General features: G+C 73.8%; 6 protein-coding genes. 3 read left to right on the top strand and 3 right to left on the bottom strand.

From position 1 onward, the window contains the following. Positions 1-113: 113 nt before the first annotated feature. Positions 114-2,342, bottom strand: coding sequence for a catalase/peroxidase HPI (gene katG, locus ACZ4UX_RS10605; RefSeq protein ID WP_465706339.1), 2,229 nt, complete (start codon positions 2,340-2,342; stop codon positions 114-116). 275 nt (positions 2,343-2,617) lie between these two features. Here katG and ACZ4UX_RS10600 point away from each other — a divergent pair, with 275 nt between their 5' ends. From ACZ4UX_RS10600 to ACZ4UX_RS10590, 3 genes are all read left to right on the top strand, one after another. After that, positions 2,618-3,028, top strand: a complete 411-nt coding sequence (locus tag ACZ4UX_RS10600) for a Fur family transcriptional regulator (RefSeq protein WP_329491548.1) — start codon at positions 2,618-2,620, stop codon at positions 3,026-3,028. A gap of 333 nt (positions 3,029-3,361) precedes the next feature. After that, positions 3,362-4,861 (top strand): MFS transporter, encoded by a 1,500-nt coding sequence (locus tag ACZ4UX_RS10595; RefSeq protein ID WP_465706593.1) that lies wholly within the window; start codon positions 3,362-3,364, stop codon positions 4,859-4,861. Beyond that, a complete protein-coding gene (locus tag ACZ4UX_RS10590; protein WP_380394162.1) occupies positions 4,858-5,478 on the top strand; it encodes a TetR/AcrR family transcriptional regulator in 621 nt (206 codons plus the stop codon). The genes ACZ4UX_RS10595 and ACZ4UX_RS10590 overlap by 4 nt, the downstream gene beginning before the upstream one ends. 56 nt (positions 5,479-5,534) lie before the next feature. Here the strand turns inward: ACZ4UX_RS10590 and ACZ4UX_RS10585 are convergent, their stop codons facing one another. Next, a complete protein-coding gene (locus tag ACZ4UX_RS10585) occupies positions 5,535-6,539 on the bottom strand; it encodes a hypothetical protein (RefSeq protein ID WP_465706338.1) in 1,005 nt (334 codons plus the stop codon). Beyond that, the gene (locus tag ACZ4UX_RS10580; protein ID WP_329491552.1) at positions 6,536-6,919 is read right to left on the bottom strand and encodes a PadR family transcriptional regulator; all 384 of its coding nucleotides are present in this window, start codon (positions 6,917-6,919) and stop codon (positions 6,536-6,538) included. The genes ACZ4UX_RS10585 and ACZ4UX_RS10580 overlap by 4 nt, the downstream gene beginning before the upstream one ends. Positions 6,920-7,066 lie beyond the last annotated feature (147 nt).

Raw genomic sequence — 7,066 nt, 5'->3', positions numbered from 1 at the left:
AAAGGACAAAAAACAAAGAGAAAAACCACGCCCCCCCCGAGCATTATCCCCCCCCCCCCCCCCCCCCCCCCCCCCCCCCCCACGGCGGTTCGTCCGGGTCGGATGACCCGCGGTCAGCGCAGGTCGAAGCGGTCGAGCTCGGACACCTTGGTCCAGGCCGCGACGAAGTCCGTCACGAACTTCTCCTTCGCGTCGTCGCTCGCGTAGACCTCGGCGAGCGCCCGCAGCTCCGAGTTGGAGCCGAACACCAGGTCGGCGCGGGTGCCGGTCCAGCGGACCTCGCCGGTGACGGCGTCCCGGGCCTCGAAGGTGTTCGCGTCCGCGGCGGTGGCCTTCCACGTCGTGCCCAGGTCGAGCAGGTTGACGAAGAAGTCGTTGGTCAGCCGGCCGGGGGTGTCGGTCAGGACGCCCAGCGAGGACTGCTGGTGGTTGGCGCCCAGCACGCGCAGGCCGCCGACCAGGACGGTCAGCTCCGGGGCGCTCAGGGTCAGCAGGTTGGCCCGGTCCAGCAGCAGGTACTCGGCCGGCAGCCGGTTGCCCTTGCCCAGGTAGTTGCGGAACCCGTCGGCGGTCGGCTCCAGCGCCGCGAAGGACTCGACGTCGGTCTCGTCCTGGGTGGCGTCCACCCGGCCCGGGGTGAACGGCACCACGACCGGGAAGCCGGCGTCGGCGGCGGCCTTCTCCACACCGGCCGCGCCCGCGAGGACGATCAGGTCGGCGATCGAGATCGCCCTGCCGTCCGTCCGGCCGGCGTTGAACGAGTCGCGCACGCTCTCCAGGGTGCGCAGCACGGTCGCCAGCTCGTCGGGCCCGTTGACCTCCCAGCCGCTCTGCGGTTCCAGCCGGATCCGGGCGCCGTTGGCGCCGCCGCGCAGGTCACTGCCGCGGAACGTGGAGGCCGAGGCCCAGGCGGTGGAGACCAGCTGGGCGACGGTCAGGCCGGAGGCCAGCACCTGCTGCTTGAGGGCGGCGATGTCCGCGGCGTCGACCAGCTCGTGCGTGACGGCGGGCAGCGGGTCCTGCCACAGCAGGGTCTCCGACGGGACCTCGGGGCCGAGGTAGCGCACGACCGGACCCATGTCGCGGTGGGTGAGCTTGAACCAGGCCCGGGCGAAGGCGTCCGCGAAGGCCGCGGGCTCGGCCAGGAAGCGCCGGGAGATCTGCTCGTAGACCGGGTCGACCCGCAGCGCGAGGTCGGTGGTCAGCATGGTCGGCGCGTGGGTCTTCGAGCTGTCGTGCGCGTCCGGGACGGTACCGGCGCCGCCGCCGTCCTTGGGCCGCCACTGGTGGGCGCCGGCCGGGCTCTTGAACAGCTCCCACTCGTGGCCGAAGAGGATCTCGAAGAAGGTGTTGTCCCAGGTGGTGGGCGTGTTGGTCCAGATGCCCTCAAGGCCGCTGGTGATCGTGTCGTCGCCCTTGCCGGTGCCGTAGGTGCTCTGCCAGCCCAGGCCCTGCAGCTCCAGCGGGGCGGCCTCGGGGTCGGGGCCGACGTTGTCGGCCGGGCCCGCGCCGTGGGTCTTGCCGAAGGTGTGGCCGCCCGCGATCAGGGCGACGGTCTCCTCGTCGTTCATCGCCATCCGGCGGAAGGTCTCGCGGATGTCGCGGGCCGCGGCCATCGGGTCCGGGGTGCCGTTGGGGCCTTCCGGGTTGACGTAGATCAGGCCCATCTGGACGGCGCCCAGCGGGCTCTCCAGGTCACGGTCGCCGGTGTAGCGCTCGTCGTCGAGCCAGGTCGTCTCGGGGCCCCAGTAGACGTCCTCCTCCGGCTCCCAGACGTCCTCGCGACCGCCGCCGAAGCCGAAGGTCTGGAAGCCCATCGTCTCCAGCGCGACGTTGCCGGCCAGGATCAGCAGGTCGGCCCAGGACAGGCTCTGGCCGTACTTCTTCTTCACCGGCCACAGCAGGCGGCGGGCCTTGTCGAGGTTGGCGTTGTCCGGCCAGCTGTTCAGCGGCGCGAAACGCTGCTGGCCGGCACCGGCGCCGCCGCGGCCGTCGCTGATCCGGTAGGTGCCCGCGCTGTGCCAGGCCATCCGGATGATGAAGGGGCCGTAGTGGCCGAAGTCGGCCGGCCACCAGTCCTGCGAGGTGGTCAGCACCTCGGCGAGGTCGCGCTTGACGGCGGCGAGGTCGAGCGTCTTGAACGCCTCGGCGTAGTCGAAGTCCGCACCGAGCGGGTTGGCCACGGCCGGGTTCTTGGCGAGGATCTTCAGGTTGAGCCGGTCCGGCCACCACTGGCGGTTTCCACCGCCCTGGGTCGGGTGCGCGGCGCGCCCGTGCGCGACGGGGCAGCCTCCCCCCTCCGCCTTCGCATCGGTGACGATCGCGTCGTGGTTCTCAGACATGGGAATCCTTCCGGGCCGGGCGGATCACGTTGTTCAGGAACGATCGAAGGGCGGAGCACCTGGGGGGGTCGTTCAATGAGGAGGACTAGCTCACCCGACGCGGAGGTGCTCACCGCCGTTCCGGAGCCTCACTGCCCCCTAGGCTATCGCCGGAACCGATCCTACGATGGACAGATTCCAAGTCAAGAACCACACCGAGTCACTATCCCGTCGGGGTTCGGAAGGCCACTGCTAGAATCCGGGGTTCCCCCATGAGCCTGAATAGGTGAACCGATATGAGTGACCTGCTGGTACGGCTGAGAGGGCGCGGCTGGCGACTGACCGCCCAGCGGCGCGTCGTCGCGGAGGTCCTCGACGGCGATCACGTCCATCTCACGGCCGACGAGGTGCACGCCCGCGCGGTCCAGCGGCTGCCGGAGATCTCCCGCGCGACGGTCTACAACACCCTCGGCGAACTGGTCGGCCTCGGCGAGGTCATGGAGGTCGCCACCGACGGCCGGGCCCGGCGCTACGACCCCAACGCCCACCGCCCGCACCAGCACCTGGTGTGCTCCGGCTGCGGCACGATCCGCGACGTCCACCCGGCCGGGGACCCGCTGGCCGACCTTCCGGCCGAGCAGCGGTTCGGCTTCGCCGTCGCCACCGCCGAGGTCACCTACCGCGGGATCTGCCCGGACTGCGCCTGACGCCCGGGGCCGACACCTCGCCGACACGCCGAAGGGGCCGGCCGAACCCAAGGGTTCGGCCGGCCCCTTTTCGCTGCCGTGCGGTCGACGGACGGCCGCTCAAGGTGCTCGAACTGCTGCTGCTCCCGTCGACGACGATGGTCTCCCCGCTGGAACTCGGCGAACCACCGCCCCGGCCAGCGCCGTGGGTGTCGCCGTCGTTGACGCCGCCGGTGGCGAGGGCGCGGCCGTCGGGCTGAGGGCGCAAAGGGTGGGACAGGGGGGTGCACAAGCGTTTACCCTGGGATGGGTGAACGTCTGTGCACCCCTCTGTGGACCAGCGTCTGGAGCACGATGACCCCGGTGACGGCCGCGCCCGGCCCGACCTCCCCCACCCCGTCCGCCAGGACGCCGCGGGCCGACCTGATCGTGCCCGTCCTCGCCTTCTGCGGCGTCGTGGTCGCGGTCATGCAGACCCTGGTCGTGCCGCTGCTCCCGCACGTGCCCGCGCTGACCGGCAGTTCGCCGGGCGCGGCCGGCTGGCTGGTCACCGTCACCCTGCTGACCGGCGCGGTCTTCACGCCCGTGCTCGGCCGGGTCGGCGACATGTACGGCAAGCGCCGGGTGCTGCTCGCCTCGCTGGGCGTGCTCACCGCCGGGTCCGTGCTGTGCGCCGTGAGCTCGCAGATCGGCGTGCTGATCGCCGGCCGCGCGCTGCAGGGCGCGGCCCTCGCCGTCATCCCGCTCGGCATCAGCATCATCCGCGACGAACTGCCGCCCGAGCGCGTGCTGCCCTCCATCGCCCTGATGAGCTCCACCCTCGGCATCGGCGCCGCGATAGGCCTGCCGGTGGCGGCGCTGGTCGTGGAGAACTTCGACTGGCACACCATGTTCTGGGCCTCCGCCGCGCTCGGCGTGCTGGACATCGCCCTGGTGCTCCGGATCGTGCCGGAGTCGCCGCTGCGCTCCCGGGGGCGCTTCGACCTCCCCGGGACCCTCGGCCTCGGCGCCGTCCTGGTCGGCCTGCTGCTCGCGATCACCCAGGGCGCCGGCTGGGGCTGGACCTCGCCGCGCACGCTCGGCCTGCTCGGCGGCTCGCTGCTGCTCGGGCTGCTCTGGGGCCGGTACGAGCTGCGCACCGCCTCGCCGATGGTGGACCTGCGGGTCTCGGCCCGGCCCGCGGTGCTGCTGACCAACCTGGCCGCGATGCTCATCGGCTTCGCCTTCTACGCGAACTCCCTGGTCACCGCGCAGATGGTGCAGGAGCCCAAGGAGACCGGCTACGGTCTCGGCGCCTCGATCGTGGTGGGCGGGCTCTGCCTGCTGCCGGGCGGCCTGGCGATGGTCGCGCTGTCCCCGCTGTCCGCCCGGATCTCCGCCAAGTACGGCCCCCGGACGACGCTCGCCGTCGCGGCGTCCGTGATGGTGGTCGGCTACCTGGTGCGGTTCTTCACCAGTCACAGCCTCTGGCTGATCGTGGCCGGGGCCACCGTCGTCGCCTCCGGCACCGCCCTCGCGTACTCGGCGCTGCCCGCGCTGGTGATGCGGGCGGTGCCGGTCAGCGAGACGGGCGCGGCGAACGGGCTGAACACGCTGATGCGCTCGGTCGGGCAGGCCTGCTGCAGCGCGGTGGTCACCGCCGTGCTCGCCCACGTCACGTTCACCGTCGCCGGGCGCACCGCCCCCACCCTGCACGCCTATCTGCTGATCTTCCTGATCGCGGCCGGGATGGCCGCCGCCGCGCTGGTCGCGACCCTCTTCCTGCCCGCCGGCCGCACGGCGCGCCCGGGCCCCGCCGCAGCCGGTACGGTCGGGGTGACGACCCCGGCGGCCCCGGCCCAGGAGAGCGCATGACCATCGCCGACGAGACCGGCGCGACCGAACCGGCCACCGGGCCGGTGACCGGGCGGCCCGAACAGCTCGGCGAGGCCGAGCAGGGCACCGGGCGGGACGCGATCCTGCGCGCCGCGCGCCGGGCCTTCGCCCTGCGCCCCTACGCCGACGTCACCATGCGGGGGATAGCGGCCGACGCGGGCGTCAGCCCGTCGCTGATCGTGAAGCGGTTCGGCAGCAAGGAGCACCTGTTCAACACCGTCGCCGACTTCGGGCCGGCGGCGGACGAGCTGTTCGCCGCCGAACCCGGCGCGCTGGGCCGCCACCTGGTGCTCACCGTGGTCCGGATGCGCCGGGAACAGCGCGGCGACCCCCTGCTGCGCGTGGTCTTCTCGCTCGGCAACGACGACGAGCGGACCCTGCTGCGCGAGCGGTTCCGCCGCCAGGTGACGGACCGCCTCGCCGCCTCCCTGCCGGGGCCGGACGCCGAACTGCGCGCCGAACTGATCGCCGGCCAGCTGCTCGGGCTCGGCGCGACGCTCAGCCTGCACCGCCCGGGCGCGGGCGACCGCGCCACCCCCGAGCGGCTGGCCGACCTGTACGCCCCGGCGCTGCAACGGCTCGTCGACGGCGCCTGAGACCGGCCGGCCCCCGTGCGGCGCCCCGACCGGTCACGCCGGTCGGGGCCCCGCCGTCAGGCCGGTTCGACCGGCTCCGGGGCGGTGGCGCGGGTGCGGCGCAGTGCGGCGAGGGCGGTGGCGACGGCCAGGAAGGCGGCCACGACCCCGGCGTCGCGGGCGAGTTCGGCGAACCCGATCGGCGGCGCCCAGTAGTAGGGCGGGGCCAGCATGGCGGTCCAGGGGAGGACGGCCAGGGCGGCGCCGGCGGCCCGCAGCCGGTCGGGGCGGGCGGCGGCGAGCTGGACGAGGTAGGCGATCGTCATCACCAGGGCGGGCCAGGCCGTGGAGACGTCGAGGAGGGTCCGCAGGCCGTCGGAGAAGACGGGCTCGGAGAGGTCCCCGGGGCCGGCCCACGGCCAGCGCAGGACGAGCGCGGTCATCGGCAGTGCCACGGCGACGGCGGCGAGCGCCGCCCCGGTGCGGCCGCGCGCGGACCGGTCGACGGCGTCCGGCGGGGCGATCAGGACCGGCACGGCGAGCAGCAGCCAGAGCGGGAGCAGGAAGACGTACTGGAGGAACGCCCCCGACGGGTACGCGAGGAAGGCGGCCGGAGCGCCGGCCCCGGCGAGGACGCCGGCCAGGACCAGCAGCCGGGCGTGGCCCCAGCGCCCGAGTGCGGCGAGGACCAGCGCGAGGATCCAGGGCGCGGTCTGCACCGCGCCCACCGCGGCGGTGGCCGTGGCGTTCGGGCTGAACAGGTTCACCCGGGGCACCGTGAGGAAGAGGCTCATCACCAGGTGCACGGTGGCCAGGGCCGCGCCGCCGGCGAGGGTGAACGGCGCCGCGCCGGCGAGGACGCGGCCGGCGGGGTCGCGTGAGCTGAGCCGGGTCCGCAGCCGGACGGCGTGCGCGGCGAGGGCCGTCCACTCGCGCAGGACGGTGCGGCGGTCGCCGTCCTGTACGGACTCCGCGAAGACGGCGGCGATCTCCTCGCCGTGCGAGGACCGGTAGGCGGCGGGGTAGAGCCCCAGCAGGGCGAGCCTGGCGGGCGGCGGGGTGGCCTGGGCGTGCGTGCTCATGCGGTGGCTCCGTTCAGTCGGGGCGTGCTGAGGCCGGTTCCGCGTCCGGGGTTCGGCCCGCGGCCGAGGGCGAGCCTGCGGTCGGCCTCGGCGACGCCGGCGCGCAGGCGCTCCGTCTCCTCGCCGAGCACCTGCCGGCCCTCCTCGGTGAGGGCGAAGGTGCGGCGCATCCGGCCCGCGACGGTCTCCTCGTGGTCGATCCGGATCAGCCCCTGCTGGAGGAGGCGGTCCAGTGCCGTGTAGAGGGTGCCGGTGAGGAGCTTGGTCCGGCCGCCGGAGATGGCCAGCACCTCCTGGACGATCGCGTAGCCGTGCCGGGGGGCGTCGGCCAGCGCGGTGAGCACGAGCCTGGTCGGCTCCTGTAGTTGACGGTTAGCCATGGGGGCGAGCATAGCTAAGTGATCAGAGTATGTCGATGATTTAGCTATCGGGCCGTCAGAAGATGCCGACGGCGGGGGGGGGGGGGGGGGGAGGGGGGGGGGGGGGGGGGGGGGAGGGGGAGGAGGGGGGGGGGGGGGGGAGGGGAG

The sequence above is a fragment of the Kitasatospora sp. NPDC028961 genome (assembly GCF_055564815.1).
The sequence above is the reverse complement of the archived record's forward strand: the minus strand, read 5'-3'. Positions and strand labels throughout refer to the sequence as shown.